The sequence below is a fragment of the Pseudoalteromonas rubra genome, assembly GCF_000967655.1.
In the GTDB taxonomy this organism is placed as follows: Bacteria; Pseudomonadota; Gammaproteobacteria; order Enterobacterales; family Alteromonadaceae; genus Pseudoalteromonas; species Pseudoalteromonas rubra_A.
Map to the genome: position 1 here is coordinate 89,143 of NZ_JXYA01000031.1, position 18,914 is coordinate 108,056.

General features: G+C 52.3%; 17 protein-coding genes. 16 read left to right on the forward strand and 1 reads right to left on the reverse strand.

The genetic code is table 11. The features are described 5' to 3' along the window. The first annotated feature begins 10 nt into the window (after positions 1-10). From TW77_RS14075 to TW77_RS14135, 14 genes are all read left to right on the forward strand, one after another. Positions 11-310, forward strand: a complete 300-nt coding sequence (locus TW77_RS14075) for a hypothetical protein (RefSeq protein ID WP_046005611.1) — start codon at positions 11-13, stop codon at positions 308-310. Between the two features lie 238 nt (positions 311-548). After that, the gene (locus TW77_RS14080; RefSeq protein ID WP_046005612.1) at positions 549-1,325 is read left to right on the forward strand and encodes a hypothetical protein; all 777 of its coding nucleotides are present in this window, start codon (positions 549-551) and stop codon (positions 1,323-1,325) included. Between the two features lie 304 nt (positions 1,326-1,629). Continuing rightward, a complete protein-coding gene (locus tag TW77_RS14085) occupies positions 1,630-2,211 on the forward strand; it encodes a hypothetical protein (RefSeq protein ID WP_046005613.1) in 582 nt (193 codons plus the stop codon). After that, positions 2,208-3,089, forward strand: a complete 882-nt coding sequence (locus TW77_RS24325) for a phage baseplate assembly protein V (protein WP_052713194.1) — start codon at positions 2,208-2,210, stop codon at positions 3,087-3,089. The genes TW77_RS14085 and TW77_RS24325 overlap by 4 nt, the downstream gene beginning before the upstream one ends. A gap of 15 nt (positions 3,090-3,104) precedes the next feature. Then, a complete protein-coding gene (locus TW77_RS14095) occupies positions 3,105-3,416 on the forward strand; it encodes a PAAR domain-containing protein (RefSeq protein WP_046005614.1) in 312 nt (103 codons plus the stop codon). A 12-nt stretch (positions 3,417-3,428) separates the two neighbouring features. Beyond that, the gene (locus tag TW77_RS14100) at positions 3,429-3,764 is read left to right on the forward strand and encodes a GPW/gp25 family protein (RefSeq protein ID WP_046005615.1); all 336 of its coding nucleotides are present in this window, start codon (positions 3,429-3,431) and stop codon (positions 3,762-3,764) included. Positions 3,765-3,881: 117 nt separating this feature from the next. Beyond that, the gene (locus TW77_RS14105) at positions 3,882-5,243 is read left to right on the forward strand and encodes a phage tail sheath subtilisin-like domain-containing protein (RefSeq protein WP_046005616.1); all 1,362 of its coding nucleotides are present in this window, start codon (positions 3,882-3,884) and stop codon (positions 5,241-5,243) included. After that, positions 5,243-5,752, forward strand: a complete 510-nt coding sequence (locus TW77_RS14110; protein WP_052713195.1) for a phage major tail tube protein — start codon at positions 5,243-5,245, stop codon at positions 5,750-5,752. The genes TW77_RS14105 and TW77_RS14110 overlap by 1 nt, the downstream gene beginning before the upstream one ends. Before the next feature lie 37 nt (positions 5,753-5,789). After that, positions 5,790-6,047, forward strand: coding sequence for a phage tail assembly protein (locus TW77_RS14115; protein ID WP_010385143.1), 258 nt, complete (start codon positions 5,790-5,792; stop codon positions 6,045-6,047). Positions 6,048-6,052: 5 nt separating this feature from the next. Next, the gene (locus TW77_RS25960; RefSeq protein ID WP_268836137.1) at positions 6,053-6,178 is read left to right on the forward strand and encodes a hypothetical protein; all 126 of its coding nucleotides are present in this window, start codon (positions 6,053-6,055) and stop codon (positions 6,176-6,178) included. Between the two features lie 223 nt (positions 6,179-6,401). Next, a complete protein-coding gene (locus TW77_RS14120; protein ID WP_046005617.1) occupies positions 6,402-11,597 on the forward strand; it encodes a hypothetical protein in 5,196 nt (1,731 codons plus the stop codon). A gap of 27 nt (positions 11,598-11,624) precedes the next feature. Continuing rightward, positions 11,625-12,080, forward strand: a complete 456-nt coding sequence (locus TW77_RS14125) for a phage tail protein (protein WP_046005618.1) — start codon at positions 11,625-11,627, stop codon at positions 12,078-12,080. Between the two features lie 8 nt (positions 12,081-12,088). Then, entirely contained in the window at positions 12,089-12,301 is a 213-nt protein-coding gene (locus TW77_RS14130; RefSeq protein WP_046005619.1) for a tail protein X, read from the forward strand. Positions 12,302-12,303: 2 nt separating this feature from the next. After that, entirely contained in the window at positions 12,304-13,314 is a 1,011-nt protein-coding gene (locus TW77_RS14135) for a phage late control D family protein (protein WP_046005620.1), read from the forward strand. Positions 13,315-13,450: 136 nt separating this feature from the next. On the opposite strand, the gene TW77_RS14140 is transcribed toward TW77_RS14135, so the two are convergent. Further along, the gene (locus tag TW77_RS14140) at positions 13,451-14,551 is read right to left on the reverse strand and encodes a response regulator (RefSeq protein WP_046005621.1); all 1,101 of its coding nucleotides are present in this window, start codon (positions 14,549-14,551) and stop codon (positions 13,451-13,453) included. A gap of 141 nt (positions 14,552-14,692) precedes the next feature. On the opposite strand from TW77_RS14140, the gene TW77_RS14145 reads away from it, so the two are divergent. Then, a complete protein-coding gene (locus tag TW77_RS14145) occupies positions 14,693-15,637 on the forward strand; it encodes an ABC transporter substrate-binding protein (RefSeq protein WP_162197961.1) in 945 nt (314 codons plus the stop codon). Then, entirely contained in the window at positions 15,634-18,813 is a 3,180-nt protein-coding gene (locus tag TW77_RS24330; RefSeq protein ID WP_052713196.1) for a PAS domain S-box protein, read from the forward strand. The genes TW77_RS14145 and TW77_RS24330 overlap by 4 nt, the downstream gene beginning before the upstream one ends. Positions 18,814-18,914: the final 101 nt, after the last annotated feature.

The following is an 18,914-nucleotide window of genomic DNA, read 5'->3' on the forward strand; positions in this document are numbered from 1 at the left end:
GGATCAACACATGCAATTAATCCACAACGATACTGTACTGGCGACTTTGGGTGAGCTGATGAATGAGGCCCAGATCCGCCATTTTCTGTCAATGAATGAGATAGATGTGCCGTTTGAGGCACTGACTTTTCGTTTTGAGCACGAAGAAGCACTGGAATATCGCCGACTTTCTTACCTGCGTGAGTCAGACCCACTCTACATGGAATGGCAATTCGACCAGACAGAGGCGGCTAAACAAGCTTGGCTTGATAAAGTGGCCGAGATTAAAGCGCGCTTTCCTTTACCGCAGACACCTGTCTCTGAGGATTAAGCCTGAACGCAGGCACAAATGATACGTGCCTTGTTCTTTTTTCCCTGACCCGGTCAGAATTGACCGGTTTTACCTACGGGAAATCAGTAAGATATACCTAAGCTTGAGAAAGTTAGCTCAAGACTTCGGATTCTTCCCCTGGGCGTCATGCACGCCTTTTTATTACCTGAATTATACAGCGGCACAGGGTTGCCGATTCTAAGCCTGCCACTCCTCGGCAAGGCTCACAGGAGACACTATGTCAACGGACAATAAAACCACGACTGAGCGGCTCAGTGATGTGGCCGTACGGGCCAATGCACTGTGTCAGACGGTGGCACAACAGAGCGATAATATAAATACCAGTTTGCAGCAGGCCAAAGCAGAGTTTGATGACTGGAAGGGATCTTTCACAGAGGTCGTAAATGGACTCTTAGTGCACAAAGAAGGCCGTAATAAGCGTTTTTCCTTTGCGCAGGTCTTGGATAATGGTGGATATGATGAAAGAGGCCAGGGACCTCATCCAGACTTTCGGGCATGCGCTAATCCGAAAGAACCTTATTATATAAACTTGCTAGAGTTTGTTGCTGGTGCAAATGGCTGGTTCGGTAACTACGGTGACCGTTTCCGTTGCGAATTTATTATGTCACACAGAGGAATGTACAGCACCAGTGATCATATTGTGATTACTGGTACGTCGTTCGAAGATTGTGTATCTGGCCGTGTTGAAATCAAGAATATCACGGAACATACACAGAATGGTCACTTAGCTCTGTTTGTTTCCGAGCCAAACGAAAACCGCGAACAAGAGCTTAACCCTAAAATAGATGATTATAGCAACTCGTTTCCATTCAACTTTAGGGCGGTAAATCAGGGCTTTGGTCCGGGCGTTGCCAGAATAACATTCAAGGTCGACCCTAAGTTTCATTGTGGCGCCTACAGAGCATTGTCGGTTCAATGCGAGTATTCATCGGATAGAGCGCGACCAAGTAACATGCGGGTAAGTCATGAACAACCATCCTGGAACCAATTTTAGGGGGGAATGTGCGCTGCAAATAACAGGCTATCAATTGCTCATTTAAAAGCAATGGCACGTTGCCTGATAAACAGGTAGCACTTTTTAGAGTAAGTGGTGGGAGGTTGTTGAATTTTACTAAGCGCTACAGCCAGCCCCTTAACCACTGATGTGATATCGCTAACAGTCAAGATACTGCTGAATTTTCAGAAACTGGGGGCTATCGCCTAGTCAGTGAAACTGACTCCTGAACTACACCTTCGGGCACGTCGCCCGCCCTGACTCACGGATTGTCTTCGAGTCTTTTTAATCTAAGAGCAAGTCTATGCAACGAACGACCTTAATCACCCAGGTGCTTGAGCGCCTGACAGCGTCCCTGGCACAGGTGGCTCAGGTGGATTACCTAATCCCGAGCCAGGTGGCCCCGGACCTGACCCAGCATGCGCAACTGACGGTAACGCCGACACAGGAGCGTCAGGCCAGCGAGCTGCAAAGTAAAGGCACCGACAAAGGTGTTAGCTATGGACCGGCGTACAACAAAAACCTCAGCCCGAACCTGCTTGACAGGCGGGTGCTGAGTGTGCAGCTCGATATTGAGTTGCTCGATGGCGATAAAGCCAGGCTGCTGGAAAGGCTGGATGAGGTACTCAGCGTAGGCGAAGCTGCGATGCTGGCGGACGACGTGCCCACCCACTGGCAACATTTTATTGCCGAGCAAACGACGTTTGACTTTACTCAGCAAGATGAAGCCATTAAGGCCCGGCTGCAAGTGAACTGGACCTTCTATTATCAGGTGGAATACCCAGAACTACCAGGTACCGCCATCACTGAAGTGTATCTGGGACAAAAGGGCTATGAGCACAAGTTGATTTACAGCAGTGACGCATCAAGCGCGGAGGTAGTATGAGACCCGACCCCATGCAGTCCGAACTGGCGGTCTCTGACTTACAGCATCGCTTAAGCAAGCTGATCACGCTGGGTACGGTGCACGAAGTCGATTATGAGACTGCCCGTGTCAAAGTCAAAATAGGTGACTGGATCACGGCAAAGCTGCCCTGGCTGGCCGATATGGCCGCGCACAATATGAGCTGGCGAGCACCTGAAATAGGCGAGCAGGTTGTGGTGCTGGCACCGTGCGGCGACACCGCGCAGGGCGTGGTGCTGGGCAGCGTTTACAGTGCTGCGGCCGATCATCATAAACCCGATCATGTATTGGGGGCGGGTGAGGGAGAAAGCTACCCCGCGGCGAGTAGCCGAGAGCATGTGCATCGCACCCGCTATCAGGACGGCGCTTTGGTGGAGTATGACACCGAGCGCCATATCTATCATTTGTATGTGCCGAATCGTGATGGCAATGAACAGGCTCAGATCCACATTCATTCTGCCAGAGATATTCGGCTTCACTGCGAAAATGATGCGCATATCCAGTGCGACCGCGATGCACAGGTGAATGTATTGCGAGATGCGAATATTACCGTTGACAACAATGCTACGTTGAGTGCGGGTAATGAACTTAACCTGACAGCCAAGCAAAGCACGCTGAATATCAACGCTGAACAAGGTGAACTGAATATTAAAGCTGAGCAGGGAGAGCTCAATATCGAAGCCTTACAGAGCGGCCTGAACGTATTGGCGCAGCAGGGAGCACTGACAGTCAAGGCCAGCCAGGGCGCATTAACCCTTGAGGGCAATACGGTATCTGTTAAGTCCACGGGCGGCCCCTTGGAGGTTGACGCGGGTGGTGCTGACCTGTTGCTTAAAGGCGGCAAGATTAAGGCAAGTTAATAACAGGAGGTAAGGATGGCAGATGTCAGCATTAAGGGAGATAAAGCCGGGGGCGAAGCACATGACGCCAGTTTTGACCCCGGAAAAGTAGAGCTCCTGGATCCTGATCGTAAATTTACCGTCAATGGCGATCCGGTCATCCTGGTTGATGACCTGGTGATGGGGCACTGGGATAAGAGCAAACAAACCCCTCACCCTCCAGGCACAGTCATTGAGGGCAGTAAACTCTTCACGCTGGGTGATAAAGCAATTGCCCGGGTGGGTGATAAAACCTCTTGCGGTGCATTACTTACTGGGGGAGATAGCAAGCTGGATATCAATTCATAAGGAGTAATAAGCATGGCGGGGATGGATGCACAAACAGGCAAGCCGCTGAGCGGGTTGACGCATCTCAGACAAAGTATTCGCGATATCGTGACCACGCCTTTGGGCAGTCGGGTCATGCGCCGCAACTACGGCTGCGGTCTGTATGAGCTGGTCGACCGTCCATTTTCACATTCGCTGGTGGGCGACATCACTATGGTGATATCCAATGCGCTGGAATTGTGGGAGCCCAGGTTTCGCCTTGAAGGCGTGGCGGTGCACCCGGCAGGTAATGGCAAGTTGTCTATTACCATTGAGGGGTTATACCTCATTAGCGGACAACCGGTGACCATAGAAGGGATCCAGTTCTAATTTTTTAACCATTTTCATTCTAATCATTATCAACTTAAGCCACAGGTAAGGGCGGAGCCATCCGCACCCCTGTGGCTTTTTTATTAGCTAATTGACATACCTTTAAAGGAGATAACTATGTCTGAATTTCTACACGGTGTAGAAGTAATCGAGGCGCAGTCTGGTACTCGCCCAGTTAAAACCGTTAAAAGCTCTGTAATTGGAGTCATTGGTACAGCCCCCCTTGCTGATACTACTGCGTTTCCGGCCAATACACCGGTATTGATCGCAGGTAAGCGCGCAGATGCCATGAAGTTGGTTGATACCAAAGGCGCAGCCTATCAGACGTTGTTGGATGAGGCGAAAACCAAGGCAGGTGACTTAGCAAAACAAGAAACCAGCGCTGAGTATCTGGCGGCTGTTGAAGCGTTCAAGGCGGCAAATGGCAAAGATGCTGACTATGTGCTGTCTGCTGAAGAAAAAACCGCTATTCAGGACAAGGTCGAAGAGCAAGCGCGTAACGCTGTCACAGACATTGATGATGCGAAAAAAGGCAGCCTGCTGCGCGCCATTGATGGTATTTTTGACCAGGCCGGTGCTGCGGTTGTGGTTATCCGTGTTGAAGGCGCAGATGACAGTGCTGCGACTACCGCCATGGTTGGCAGCGACACTCAGCCAAAGGCGATTGAAGCATTCCTGGGCTCAGAGTCTGTATTAGGTGTGACACCGCGTATTCTGGTAGCACCTGGATTCAGTCATCAAAAAGCCGTGGCAGATGAGCTTATTGCGGTTGCAGAGCGCTTACGTGCTGTGGTTATCGCGGATGGTCCAAATGATAGCGACCAGAAAGCGGCGGAATACCGTAATGAGTTTGGCTCGCGCCGTCTTTTCCTGGTTGACCCTCAGGTCAATGTACTAAAAGGCGACAAGCTGCAGGCTGAGCCGGCCAGTGCCCGTGTTGCAGGTTTGATTGCCAAATCTGACAATGACCGTGGTTTCTGGTGGAGCCCGAGTAACACCGTTATCAATGGCATTGCCGGTACCGCTCGTCCGGTTGACTTCCAGCTGGGCGACCCGCTTGCCAGTGCAAACCAGCTTAACAGCAAAGATGTGGCGACCATCATTCGTCAAAATGGCTTCAAGCTGTGGGGTAACCGCACGTGTTCAAGCGACCCTAAATGGGCATTCCTGTCAGTGGTACGTACCGCAGACATGATCAACGATTCACTGCAACGCGCGCACATGTGGGCCGTTGACCGCAATATCACCAAAACTTACATCGAAGATGTGACGCAAAGTGTTCAGTCATACCTGGACAACCTGAAGGCACAGGGCGCAATTCTGGGCGGTGAGATCTGGGCAGATGAAGAGCAAAACACACCGGAAAACATTCAGGCCGGCAAAGTGTTCTTTAGCTTTGACTTTACACCACCTACGCCTGCTGAGCACATCACCTTCAAGAGCATCATGACAAACAACTACCTAGAGGAAATCGTATAATGGCAATGTCTCCTAAAATCCTTAAAAAATTCAAACTGTTCGTAGATGGTAAAGGCTACCTGGGCATTGCGGACGAGCTTACGTTACCAAAAGTAACCGTGAAAACCCGTGAAGTGACTTCTGGCTTCCAGGCGCCAATCGAGCTGGATGTGGGCCAACTGGAAAAGCTGGAAGGCACGGTGACTTTGCTTGAGTACAACGCCGACATGATGAAGCTACTGGGCGACTGGAGTAGTGCAACGACACCACTGACAGCGCGCGGTGCGATTCAGGCACAGGGCGATTCGCCGGTACCGGTCGTGGTTACTTTGGAAGGCTTCTTCAAAGAAGTCGACATGGGTAACTGGAAAGACGGTGAAGAAGCCAAGCTGACACTGCAATATGCGGTACAAAAGTACAAGCTTCAGATTGGTCCGGACACCATCTACGAAATCGACCTATACAACGATGTGCGTAAGATCAACGGCAAAGACCACATGGAACTGCTGCGTAACGCCATTGGCGCTTAAGCACTAACTCGCAATAACAATAAATAGGAGCAAAAGCATGAAAGAAATCATTACCCTGGCATTTCCAATCACGGTTGATGGGCATGAGTATGCCGAACTAACAATGAGACGACCTAAAGTACGTGACCGGTTAATGGTGGATAAGGCAGATATCAGCGAGTCGGAAAGTGAAATTCGTTACTTCTCCAATTTGTGTGAAGTCTCGCCGGATATCATCGAAGAGCTTGACTGGAGCGACTTTGTGAAGCTCAGAGAAACCTTACAGGCTTTTCTCGTATCCCGCCCAGGCGCTTAAGAGCCATGGTCGTGGCCCTGGCCAAATACACAGGTTGGGGCCTGGCTGAGCTTAACGCGTTAACCGAAGACGAGTTAATCGACTGGTTTGAGGCAGCGGTTGACTACAAACGCGCAACCACTCCCTCCTGACTCGTGGGCGGGTTAGGGCTGGCGGGCAATTCACACCCGTCAGCCTTTATAGGTAAGTGCTCCATATCAGAGCGCTTACCTATAAAGCACCTTTTCGCTTTCCAAAATTTCTTCATCCCGATACGGACCGAAACCCTCATGCTGTGCGCCTGAGGCGGCTGCCGTGTCTGTCATTTTTGTCTTGGCGTGCGTGCCATTTTTCTAGTCATTCTCAGGTAATATTATGAAGCAACAGGGATCTGTCGACCATCTTCGTTCCCCCGCCGGGGCCGAAAACAAAGTTAAATATCGCCTCCCACACAGCGGGAGTACAGCGAAGCGACTGGCCAAACTGGGTGATGCGCTTAAAGAGTTAAAAGCACACAGTCACGCCAGTACCCAATCCGTCAACCAGCTGTTGAATGCCATGTCGCAACTCAATGCCATGGCGCTGCTGGACCCAAACGAAGCCAATTTACAGGCCCAGCTTAGGCAATTTTTTAAGCCGGCTGCGAAAGAGCAGGCAGCAGATGCCGGGGCGACCCCAGATACGCTTGAGGCGGAACAGAGCGAGGTCTTTGAGCACTCAGATCAGTTAGTGCAGGCCATAGATAAGCTGACGTCGGCGATTACCAGTCTGGATTTGTCGCCGGCTGTTGTGGTTAATAGCGCCCATGAGGCAGCTTCAGTGCCACAGCCAATAGCGACTGCTGCGCAATTTGTTACACCGCAATCAAGTGCACCGCAACAGGCCACACACCTTGAAGTCAATGGTGCAGCGGCTGCTCCGTCTGCATCCGTTGCAGGTCCGCTTAGTACGCAGCAAAACACGGTTTCGGTTGCACCTGCAACGGGGGCATCTGCAGAGCTTGGGCAGTTAACGGCACTGGCCCCGCAGCTGGGTGAGGCATCTGGCCTGCCCACTGTGGTCGCGCAATTTAAAGCGACCCTGCCGGCGCTGCAACAGCTGGATCTGGGCGGTATGCTGGCGGGCGATTTGCAGGCAATCCAGGCCGCATTGCCGGTGTTGCTGGATGTGGCAGATATACCCGGATTGCAAAAAACACTGGCGGCTGAGTTGCCAGCGATGGCGCAACTGGACCTGGCGGGTGTGTTACAGGGCGATCTGCAATCTTTGCTCGAAGTCACGCCAGGTGTGTTGACTGAGCTGGGTCTGGATGGTGCCTCAGGTGCCGTAACCCGGGCACTTCCCGCACTCAAACAGCTGGATATGGCCGGGATTGTCAGTGGCGACCTGAGCTCATTGCTGGATCAGGCACCACAGGTCTTCAGTGCCCTGGATATGCCGGGTGCAGCCCGCAGCATGGCCAATATCCTGCCTGCGCTACAGAAAATTGATGCGCAAGGCGTATTGAGCGGGGATTTAACCTCTTTGGTTGAAACCGCGCCTGAGCTGTTCAATGCCTTTGGTATGAACGAGGTGGCCACAGTTTTTGAGCAACATTCAGGGCTTATCCAGAAGCTGGATGTGAAAGGCCTGATGAATGGCGACTTGTCTTCGTTAAGTGAGGTAGTGCCAGAGGTCTTTGAGGCGCTGAACATGCCTGGCGCAGCGCAGGCGATGCAAAAAGCCATGCCGGTGTTTGCCAAGCTGGATCCGGCGGCCCTGGTGGAGGGCGATCTCAGCAGCTTGTTGCATGCGACGCCTGAGGTGATGCGTGCCTTTGAGCTGGATGAGGTCGCTGATAAATTCCAGGCGGCGATCCCTGGCCTGACGAAACTGGACATGAAGGGCATTGCACAGGGCGACTTGTCGAGCCTCATGAGTGCTGCGCCTGAGCTGGCTGACGCGTTGCAACTGGGCGATGCCGGGCAGCTGATAGGTGCAGCGTTGCCTGCTTTACAGAAATTTGATGTTGACGGCTTACTGGCCGGTGATCTGTCTTCGCTGGTCGAAGCCGGCCCAGAATTACTCCATGGCTTGGGCATGGGCGATGCGGCAAATTTATTGCAGCAACATGCCTCTGTGGTACAAAAGCTGGATGTTAAAGGCCTGATGAATGGCGACCTGACATCGCTGGGGCAGGCGGCACCTGAGTTGTTTAAGTCCCTGAACATGCCAGGGGCTGCACAGGTGATGGAAAAAGCCATGCCGATGCTGGGTAAACTCGATGCAGCGGCCATGATGAAGGGCGACCTCAGCAGTTTGCTTGATGTGGCACCTGAGTTGTTCGATGTACTTGAGCTGAGCGATGTCGGGAGCGTCATGCAGTCCGCGTTACCAGCGCTGCAAAAGTTTGACCTGGACGGTCTGATGAGCGGCGACTTGTCTTCTTTGGCACAGGCCGGCCCGGAGCTGCTCAATGCCTTTGGTATGAAAGATGCCGCCTCTTTATTACAGCAACATTCAGGCATTTTTGAACAGCTCGATATTAAAGGGGTAATGGACGGTGATCTGTCCTCTTTGGTTGACATTGCACCGGATGTGTTTAGCGCACTGGGTATGAGTGATGCTGCCGCCTTTATTCAGCAACATGAAGCGGTGTTTAAGCAACTGGATGTACCCGGTCTTTTGCAAGGCGACTTGTCCTCTTTAGGGGATGCGGCGTCTCAGTGGCTCAGTGATTCTGGCTTGTTTGGCGACAGCAGCGAAGAAGGGGCGCAGGCAGGCGACGCGCAGGGTGAGCCAGATCAGAGCGATGTGGCATCAGACTCGGAATATGCAGACTCTGAGGATGCGGCTTACGAAGAATTTGATGAGTATGACTTGCTTGATGAAGCCGAGCAGGACGACGAACAAAAAGACCAGGATAAGAAGAAAAAAGACAAAAAGAACAAGAAAAAGCCAGGTAAAGGCCGTAATAAAGGCAAAAAGGGCAAAGGCAAGGGCGCTAAAGGCAAAGGAAAAGGCGCGAAAGGGAAAGGTAACACACGCAAGGACGTATCAGCGCGGCCAGGCAAGACGCGTGCTAAACCCGGCAAATCTCATCCAAAGCCCAAGCCTAAACCTAAACCCAAACAGAGTAAGCTTGGCAATGTCATGCGTCAGCTCGATAAAGGCAGTCAGAGTCCACAAAAAATGACGGCCAACAGCCCTAAAAACGCCAAGCTTGGTCAGTTTGCAGGGAAAAAAGGTGGTTTTCTGAGTCGTCTGCCCGGGGCCAAACTATTTGGCAAGATGGCTGCGCCTTTGAGTGCAGTCATGGGCGCAGTTGATGTCGCGACGACACTGTCTGACGATACCTTGACCGCGCAGCAGAAAACCCAACAGCTAGGCACTGCGGTGGGTGGTGCCGGGGGAGCCTGGGCCGGAGCTGCTGCAGGCGCCGCGTTGGGCTCCGTCATTCCGGGTATTGGAACGGCCGTTGGAGGCCTGATCGGCGGGGGGCGGGGCGCCATGGGTGGAGAGTCTGTTGGTGGCTGGTTAGGAGACAAGCTCGGTGGCTGGTTTGAGGATGACCCCGAACCTGAGCTAAGTACAGACATGGTCTCTGAAGAAGTTGAGGAAGCGGCAATTGCGACTTCCGAGCTTCATCCGGAGCCTGTAACGCCCGAGCAATCAGACATCAAGCCGGGAGATTTGGCTAATCAGGCAAGCAGCAATGCGCTGCTTCAGGATCTTGCGGTGCCACTTGGCCCGGTGGTGTCGATGACATCCAAGCGCTTTGGTGAGGGCAAGTCGACCACTGAGCCTGCATCGACAGAGACGGAGCTGGCTGGCAAAACGCCAGGTGGTTCGCTGAGTGAAATTGGCAGCAATGCGCTGCTTCAGGGTCTAGCTGGACCCCTTGGTCCGGTGATGTCGCTGACATCCAAGCGCTTTGGTGAAGACAAGTCGACCACTGAGCCTGCAGCGACAGAGGCGGAGCTGGCTGGCAAAACGCCAGGAGGCTCGCTGAGCGAGATTGGCAGCAATGCGCTGCTTCAGGGTCTTGCAGGGCCACTTGGTTCGGTGATGTCGCTGACATCCAAGCTCTTTGGTGAGGGCAAGTCGACTACTGAGCCTGCATCGACAGAGGCGGAGCTGGCTGGCAAAGCGCCAAGTGGCTCGCTGAGCGAGGTTGGCAGCAATGCGCTGCTTCAGGGTCTAGCAGGGCCACTCGGCCCGGTGATGTCGCTGACATCCAAGCTCTTTGGTGAAGGCAAGTCGACCACTGGGCCAGCAGCAACAGAGGCTGAACTGGCTGGCAAAGCGCCAAGTGGCTCGCTGAGCGAGGTTGGCAGCAATGCGCTGCTTCAGGGTCTAGCAGGGCCACTTGGCCCGATGATGTCCTTATTCGCTCAGCGTCAGGCAAGACAAGAAACGGGTAAAGCCAACGTGCGCTCAGCTAAGTCGATTAAAAGCCGCTTGTCGGGTCAGGTCGCCAAAGCGTTCAATGGTCGAGGTGCTGATGCGCCGTTAACCGCAAAATCCCAAAAAAATACGACTGTTCTGCAATCTGAACTACCTGGTTTTAAATTGCCTGTGGCAGCGAATGACTCCGAATTCCAGGCACAACAAAGTCAGTTGAAAACGCCAGTGGACGGTGTGTTAGGCGCACTGGGTATAACCGCAGGGCCACTTGGCGCGGCGCTGCAACTAGCACAAGGGGGTCAGTCACAACCTGCCTCAGGCGGTGCAGCTCAATCTGGCCCAGGTGGCAGCCTGGTCTCGAAGGTGCTGGGGATGGCACTGGGTCCTGTGGGTGGCGCTGCGACAAGTTTATTGGGTGGCTGGTTCAACCAAGGTGCCGGACAGGAAGGAGCTGAGGGCTTGCATGATCTTGTGTTACCCGATTCACCAGCGACGAATTCTGATGGCGCAAGTAGCGTGTTTACTCAGGCTGAAGGCTTTATCAAAAACCAGTTTATTAACCCCTTTAATCTGGTTGCAGGTACGGCTTCGGCTTATGCAGGGTTGAAAGGTCAGCCACGCAGTCCTGCGCATAAGGTTGCCAAAGTCGGCAACCTGGCGGGGGACGCACTGAACTACCATACCCTTTGGCAGGCGGCCAATGATGATGCTCTGAGTGGCTCGCAAAAAGCGGGTGTGATTGGCGGTACGCTGGGCGGCATGTTTTCAGCCAAGGCCGTGAGCGGGTTGATGGAAAAAAGCCGCAACCCCTGGCTCAAGATGGCAGCACCGCTGGCCGGGTTTGCGACCAATGCACTGGTGGGCTCACAAGTAAGCAGTTGGTTTGGTGATGAACCAAAGGCGAACGCCAAAGGTAATGTCACCGCTCAGACTGCGCCGCCGTTTGACCCGGATGCACTGTGGCATTTGTCAGACTCCGAAGCGGTGCGCAGCGCGTCTGAGTCTTCACATCTTGCATCCGATAACCGCAGCGCACAGGTGACGGTGAACGCCAATATTACAGTCAATGCTCGCAGTGGCGAACAGGCGCAAGACATTGCGATTCAGGTCAAGCAGCTACTGGAACAACAGCAACAGCAGGCCATTTTGGACCTCAATGCTGGCTATTTCAATCATGTGGCTTGATAGCCCAATCCACAATTCAGGTGAACTATGAGTAATACCAATCATGCCAGACACATGATGCAGCTGGGCAGCTATAAGTTCTCGGTCAGCTCGGCTGCATTTAATAAGTTGAAATACGACACACAATACCGCTGGAAGAGCCTGGAGGCACCAACGGATGACAACAGCCCGTTAATGCAGTTTATCGGCGTGGGTGAGCAAACGCTTGACCTGGAGGGGACTATTTTCCCGCAAATGGTAGACAACGGGCTTAAACAACTGGACTACATGCGAGAAGAGGCCGCCAAGGGGCAGCCTTTAACGCTGGGTTATGTGGAGCAAAGTGGCAACACCAGTCCCAGTGTGGGACGAGTGCTGGGTAAGTGGATCATCAACAGCATCAGTGAAACGCGCACTTTGTTTTTTAACGACGGTATTCCACGTGAAATTCAATTTTCTATGCGACTGGGTCGCTATCAGGCGATCCTCAGAGAGCCCGAGTAGGAGGTATCATGAAAGGCGTAAGTTATGTAACGCGCGATGGTGATTGTTTGGATCTGATCTGCTATCGCCATTACGGACAAAGCTCAGGTACGGTGGAAAAGGTGCTGGGGGCTAATACCGGCTTAGCCGGGCTCGGTGCGATTTACCCGGCTGGCATTGAGATTTTTCTGCCGGAGTTGCCCAAGCCTAAGACCAAACATGTGATTAATATTTGGGATTAGTTATGAACCAGCAACCCTATTTTTCTATCAAAGCCAATGGCAATGAAATTACCCAAAGACTGAAAGATCGGATCGTTGAGGTCGAGGTAACGCAGCGAACGGGTTTGCTCAGTGATGTGTGTAAGGTGCGGTTTGATAACCTGGAAGAGTTTCCTATCCAGCTGCCAGAGCCGGGAAACGTGCTGGAAATCGCGATGGGGTACAAAGATGGTACGCCGGATACCCATGCTGCGCTTACCCCGGTGGGCAAGTTTGATGTCGGGGCATACGAACTCACAGGGCCTGCCAGAGCATTGACTTTATATGGCAACAGCATCATGTGGGATGTCGACTTTAAGTCGCCCCGGTTTCGTTCCTGGCCGCAGCAAGGCAGTGAAACGCCCGTCACATTGGGAGATTTGGTGGCGCAAATTGCCTCTGAATATGGCTTACAAAGTGGGGTCAGTGATGCATTGCGTAGTATTACTTTGCCACATCTGGAGCAAAGCGAAAGCGACATGCAGTTGCTCACGCGTCTTGCTTTGCGCTACGACGCCGTGATGAAAGTGGCAGCCGGTAAACTGCTGTTTGTGACCAAAGGAAGTGGGCAGTCGTTGTCCGGTCAAACCGTTACCTCGGCTACGCTGAGTAAAAACCAAATTATACACTGGGCCAGAGTGAGTAATCATTATCACCTGGTGGGGGCCGTACAAGGCTTCTACCACGACTCAGACCAGGCGCAGCGGATGTCAGTGCAGGCCGGCAGTGGCGCGCCTGTGATTAAGCTGCCTTACCTTTATCCGGATGAAGCCAGTGCACAAGCGGCTGCCGATAGTCAGCTGACGCGTCTTAAGCGCGCCCATGGCGCGGTTCAACTTACTGTGCCCGGCAATCCAGAGATTGTTGCCGGAGCATTAATCTCGGTTGATAGCTCAGTGGATCACCTTGAAGGCGACTTTTTTATCACTGAGGTCACTCATCGGCTGACATCAACGGGGTACATTAGCCTGATCAAGGCAGAGCAACCCAATTAGTCCTGCCATCGCATCGCCCTGATGCGAGTAAGTCCTTTCTCCATGCCTTTCCAATCAGCACCATGTGAATCTTTTGGGGTTCGCATGGTGTCATGTCAATAAAGCCCGGGTCTTGTTCAGTTACGCTGCAAATAGATCAGAACAGCTCTATATCTGCGCTGTTGGTGCTGGCTGCTCGGTCATCGAGGAGTGTTATGAGCTGGGTGAGTTGCCGTTCTACCTCTTTACCAGACTGTAGTTTGGTGTCCGCCGACGCTCTTGCCGCCAGGATCATGGTGAGAAGCTGTTGCTCGGCCTCTTCAGATAATTCGTTATCTATACTCAAAGTGCAAAACAAAGATTCCAGCTGTGTCTCTAAATCGTCAATCAGGCCCACAATGCCGTTTTTTATGTTGGTATTTTGGGTTTTAAACTGGCGGATGGTTTGACGCAACTGCTGCTCCAGCAACACCCGGTTGATACACTGTTCCATACCATCCATCACATAGGCGAGATAATCTCGCATTGTGCCCGCCATTTCTGGATCTTCAGGCATATTTTTTACCAGTAAGGAGGCACGGCGCCAGTTAAACGCCGCCCTGTGCTTACCAAATGCCATGATCCGGCTTGCCCCGTGTAATGACTCCAGCAAAGCCGCATCGATATTTTTAACCACCCCGTCATCAAAAAAGCAGGGGCTGGTGTTGTGACTTCGAACGATCAAAGAGCATTTCAGGCCAAATCCGCGCGTCACGCTAAAAACGGACTGGGCCAGGTGTTCCAACTCGTGGCAATGAAAGCTATCCCGATAAAACCCCATCACAATTCCCAATGAAGAGAGCGCCGATAAGGCTTTGACTGCCACGTCGTCCGCGTCATCGGGTTTAGCGGCGCGCGCCTGATGCGATTTAAGCAGGGCAGACACTTTGATGTGCAGCTCTTGTTCGTCTACCGGTTTGGCGATAAAGTCGTTGCCGCCGGCATCATAGGCTTTTAAGCGCTCCTCTAACGAGTTGAGGTTCGAGAAAAACAAAATAGGCATGGTGTGCCCGGCGAGCCTGATTTTATAGGCCGCTTCATAGCCATTCATGCGCGGCATCTGAATGTCCATCAGAATAAGGCTCGGCGGGCGTGAATCGACCAGCTTAAGTGCCGCTTCGCCGTCTTGTGCGACTTCTATCTGGTACTGTGATGACAGCATATGTGTATGATATTCTATAACAAATTCGTCATCATCAACGATCAGGATTGTCTCCATTCAGCCCACCAGTTTAGTTAATTTCGTTGTGACTGATAGGTGCAATATGCCGCTATTTTCTTCGTTCAGCCACCAAGTTCTCAATTCAAGACTAGAATACAAAAAGAAACTTTACCAATGACCTAGTGGATGGGGAAATCCGTGAAACTTTTGTTGTTAGCACTGGTGTTTACACTGATTGCCGGGTGCTCTGATGCAGCGCGCACACCGCTGCGGGTCGGCTTTAATCTTTGGCCAGGCTACGAGACACTCTATCTGGCTAAGCAAAAAGGCCTGTTGGAAGAGAATATCAAGTTGGTTGAGCTCTTATCTGCCACCGATACCATGGATGCATTTCGCCACGGTCGCATCGAGGTGGCAGCGCTGACACTTGATGAAGCCTTACTGCTGGTTGCTGAGGGGATTGCACTCAAAATTGTCTTGATCATGGACATATCAAACGGCGCCGATGCGGTGGTCGTGCGTGAATCTGTCTCTGAATTAGCACAGCTTAAAGGCAAGCGCATTGCCTATGAACAAACCGCTGTTGGTGCCTTGATGCTGCATGAAACATTGGCAGCGGCACAATTGAGCATGACGGATATTGATGCGGTGCATTTACCTGTTAATCAGCATTTTAGGGCCTTTCAGTCACGCGCAGTGGATGCGGTAGTAACATTTGAACCCGTCACAACTCAGCTTGTGAATCAGAGTCATAAAATTATTTTTGATAGCGCGCAGATCCCAGGCAAAATCGTTGATGTGCTGGTGGTGAGAGCAGCGCACCTTGCCTCTCATCATGAGGCTATACAGGCATTGGTTTCGGCCCAATTTGCAACCCTGGCATACATAGAACAAGACCCGGAAAACGCCGCACAGCTAATGTCTCCCCGGCTTGGGCTGCAACCGAATGAACTCTTGACGGCGCTCGGCGGTATTGCACTGGCCGATGCTCCGACCAATCGCGCCTTGCTGGTGGGCAAAGGTACAGATCCACCGCTGTATTCAACAGTAGAGCGGCTGTTGTCTGTGCTGGTAGAGCAAAAGATGATTGACGACGTGGCCGATGTGCACGGTCTGGTTGATGCGAGGTTTGTACTGCAATGAGGCAACCGGGTTTACCAACGTCGCTGGCATTTTGGGTGCCAGTGGGTGTGCTGCTGTTGTGTCTGGCTGTACTGAGCCTGAGTACTATGGTGATTTACACCGGTAGCCGGGATGCCTCATATTCAAACCATCAGTCACATGCTAATTATTTGCTGATGACGTTGAAACGTCATGTAGAAGTAAACCTGAGCTCGGACAGGCCCGAAGAAATTCGCCATGATTTATCTGTTATTGGCACGGTGCCGGAAGTCATCAGCATTGTGGTTGCGGATCATACCGGGCGAATATTATTCAGCAATCAGTTTGCCGAGGTTGGCAAATCCGTACAGGACATTGCAAGCCGCGGCTCCCGTGAGGCGGTTAAGGCCGCCCGGAGCAGCAACATGCCGCTGCTCACCTTTTCTGCTGACCACGCACAACTTGAGGCATTTCAGAGCTTTGCCTTGCCCTCAAGTACAGAGCTGCGTTCTTCCCGCCGTGGCATTATTTATCTGCATTATAATCTCAGGCTGAGTGAACAGGCCTTGTGGCGCAATATTCGGTTCAATCTGGCACTTATGTGGATAGGCTGTGGGGTTTTGATCCTGATGGTTATGGTATTGCTCAAAAAGCGGGTCATTGCGCCTTTGGGTGATCTGGCCAGGCAAGCCACCTTACTTGCTGATGGAACTTATACGCACCAGGCCGTGAAGTCCGGTTTCAAGGAAATTGCGACGCTGACCGAGACCTTTAACTGGGCCGCCAGCGCCATTCGTGAACATATTGCCCTGTTGGACAATAACCAGCGTGAGCTTGAGTCCCGCGTTAAATTACGTACTGCGGAGCTACAAAGTGCCAACCTCAATTATGAACAGGCGCAAAAAATGGCGCGACTGGGCCGCTGGGAACTGGACGATGGCCTGATGCATTTTTCACACGAAGCATACGACATAGTCGGAGCGAACCCATCACAACCGGTGAGCATACGCACTTTATTTGGCCACTCAGAAGACGTGGCAGAGCCTGCGATGCGAGCTATCTTAGACGAGCAAAAGACTCACCACGATTTTAGTTATGAATTGCATTATAAAGAAGGCGCAAGACGGTTTGTCCGTCTGGTGGCTGAGCGTTGTCAGGACAGTATTACCGGGCGCAGTAAGGTGGTCGGGATTGTCCAGGATATCTCAGAGCAGATGCGTAAGGAGCACTCACTGATAGAAAACCAGGCCATGACCCGCGCAATCATAGATACTGCCGCCGATGCCATTATCGTGATCAATACGCGTGGAGAGGTGCAGGAATTTAGCCCGGCTGCGGTCGAGATGTTTGGTTATGAGCCCGCAGAGGTGCTGGGTAACAATCTAAAAATGTTGATGCCTGAGCCAGATCGAAGCCAACATGACCAGTACATGCAGGATTATTTCGCCACCGGGGTCAAAAAGGTCATAGACAATAAACGCGAGGTGACCGCCAGGAATAAAAATGGGGCATGCTTTCCCATTGATCTGGCCGTGGCCGAAACCCAGGTTGGAGACATTACCTACTTTACTGCCATTATTCGCGATATTACGGAGCGCAAAGACGCCGAGAAAAAGCTCCTTGAAGCCATGCAGGCGGCGCAAAGTGCCACCCGGGCCAAATCGGAGTTTCTGGCCAACATGTCTCATGAGATTCGCACGCCCATGCATGCCATAACCGGGCTGACGCACCTGGCGATGAAAATCGATGCGCCCCCCAAAATGCGCAACTACCTGAACAAGATCCAATATGCGGCAGACAGCTTGCTACTGATCTTGAACGACATTCTGGATATCTCAAAAATTGAAGCCGGTAAACTGAGCCTGGAGTCGGTACCGTTTCGCCCGGCTAAGGTGATGGATCATGCCTGCGAATTAATCGCACCTAGGGTGGAGCAAAAGCAACTGACCTTTGAGGTGCAGTGTGCGGAGGGTTTGCCTGAGGTACTGATGGGCGATCCCCTGCGCCTTGGCCAGGTGTTACTCAACCTGTTGAGCAATGCCGTTAAGTTTACTCCCCGCTATGGCAAAGTCTCGTTGCAGCTTGCCGTTCAGGCACGCGGTGAATCCTGTGTGCAGCTCTTATTCACAGTCTCGGATTCTGGCATTGGGATCTCCCGGGCGCAGTTGCAAACGTTATTTTCACCGTTTACACAGGCTGATACCTCAACCACCCGGCAATTTGGTGGCACAGGTCTGGGACTGGCGATTTGTAAAAACCTGGTCCGTCTGATGGGGGGCAAAATCTGGTGCGAAAGTGAAGTGGGGCAGGGGGCTCAGTTTATGATTACGGCTGAGTTTGATATTGCGCTTGAGCAGGATGAACCCGTGCCGCAATCTGGTCGATTTGATGAAACAGAACTTTTTCAGGCCCTGTCGGGCGCTGTGGTGTTGTTAGTTGAGGACAACGACATTAACCGCGAAATCGCTCAGGAGATCTTGCAGGATGCGGGCATGGAGGTGATCACGGCGGTGCATGGTAAAGAAGCCATAGAGCGTTTGTGTGAAAATCCGGTAGACCTGGTTTTAATGGACTGTCAGATGCCGGTGATGGATGGCTACACGGCAACCCGGGAGATCCGCAACATGCCAGAATGCGGGCAAGTGCCGATTATCGCCCTGAGTGCCAATGTGATGCAGCACGACCTGCAACAAATCAAAGCCTGCGGGATGGACGACCATATTGCCAAGCCTATTAACGTTGAGCTGGCATATCAGAAGATCTACCAGTGGCTGCATCGCAAGGCACTCAGGCAGGGTGTGGTGCAGGACAACACGCCATTGCCCAGTGCGCCACCGCCCTTTGTATCAGAGGCGCCCGCCGTCCAGCCAGAACCAGCGTCCTGTGAATTACTTGATTTTGCTCAGGGGCTTAAACACGTTAATGGTAACGCTGCCTTTTATCGTAAAATGTCCGACAAGTTTATCGCAGCTCAGCGTGGGTTTTGCGCATCTCTGACGCAGGTCTTGCAGGCGCAGGACATAGAGGGGGCCATCAGAATGGCGCACACACTGAAAGGCCAGGCGGGTTATCTGGGGTTATTGCGCTGTGCTGAGCTGGCCGCACAGCTGGAGCGGGCGATTGCGAGTCAGGCACCAGAGCTGGGGCAACAGATACAGACACTTGATGATGTTTTGCAGCGTTCCTGCGCATTGTTGAAGGCGGCATTTGCAGAATGATTGATTTGGACGGCTAAACATCTAGAAGTTGAAATTTATTCCCATTACGTCATAATGTCGCTGGAAAGCGGATCTGTTTAATAAGGTCCAGTCACTGAGGG

Excerpts from the sequence above, each read along its gene's own strand:
- TW77_RS14075 (WP_046005611.1), top strand. The coding sequence starts at position 11 with ATGCAATTAATCCACAACGATACTGTACTGGCGACTTTGGGTGAGCTG.
- TW77_RS14080 (WP_046005612.1), top strand. The coding sequence starts at position 549 with ATGTCAACGGACAATAAAACCACGACTGAGCGGCTCAGTGATGTGGCC.
- TW77_RS14085 (WP_046005613.1), top strand. The coding sequence starts at position 1,630 with ATGCAACGAACGACCTTAATCACCCAGGTGCTTGAGCGCCTGACAGCG.
- TW77_RS24325 (WP_052713194.1), top strand. The coding sequence starts at position 2,208 with ATGAGACCCGACCCCATGCAGTCCGAACTGGCGGTCTCTGACTTACAG.
- TW77_RS14095 (WP_046005614.1), top strand. The coding sequence starts at position 3,105 with ATGGCAGATGTCAGCATTAAGGGAGATAAAGCCGGGGGCGAAGCACAT.
- TW77_RS14100 (WP_046005615.1), top strand. The coding sequence starts at position 3,429 with ATGGCGGGGATGGATGCACAAACAGGCAAGCCGCTGAGCGGGTTGACG.
- TW77_RS14105 (WP_046005616.1), top strand. The coding sequence starts at position 3,882 with ATGTCTGAATTTCTACACGGTGTAGAAGTAATCGAGGCGCAGTCTGGT.
- TW77_RS14110 (WP_052713195.1), top strand. The coding sequence starts at position 5,243 with ATGGCAATGTCTCCTAAAATCCTTAAAAAATTCAAACTGTTCGTAGAT.
- TW77_RS14115 (WP_010385143.1), top strand. The coding sequence starts at position 5,790 with ATGAAAGAAATCATTACCCTGGCATTTCCAATCACGGTTGATGGGCAT.
- TW77_RS25960 (WP_268836137.1), top strand. The coding sequence starts at position 6,053 with ATGGTCGTGGCCCTGGCCAAATACACAGGTTGGGGCCTGGCTGAGCTT.
- TW77_RS14120 (WP_046005617.1), top strand. The coding sequence starts at position 6,402 with ATGAAGCAACAGGGATCTGTCGACCATCTTCGTTCCCCCGCCGGGGCC.
- TW77_RS14125 (WP_046005618.1), top strand. The coding sequence starts at position 11,625 with ATGAGTAATACCAATCATGCCAGACACATGATGCAGCTGGGCAGCTAT.
- TW77_RS14130 (WP_046005619.1), top strand. The coding sequence starts at position 12,089 with ATGAAAGGCGTAAGTTATGTAACGCGCGATGGTGATTGTTTGGATCTG.
- TW77_RS14135 (WP_046005620.1), top strand. The coding sequence starts at position 12,304 with ATGAACCAGCAACCCTATTTTTCTATCAAAGCCAATGGCAATGAAATT.
- TW77_RS14140 (WP_046005621.1), bottom strand. The coding sequence starts at position 14,551 with ATGGAGACAATCCTGATCGTTGATGATGACGAATTTGTTATAGAATAT.
- TW77_RS24330 (WP_052713196.1), top strand. The coding sequence starts at position 15,634 with ATGAGGCAACCGGGTTTACCAACGTCGCTGGCATTTTGGGTGCCAGTG.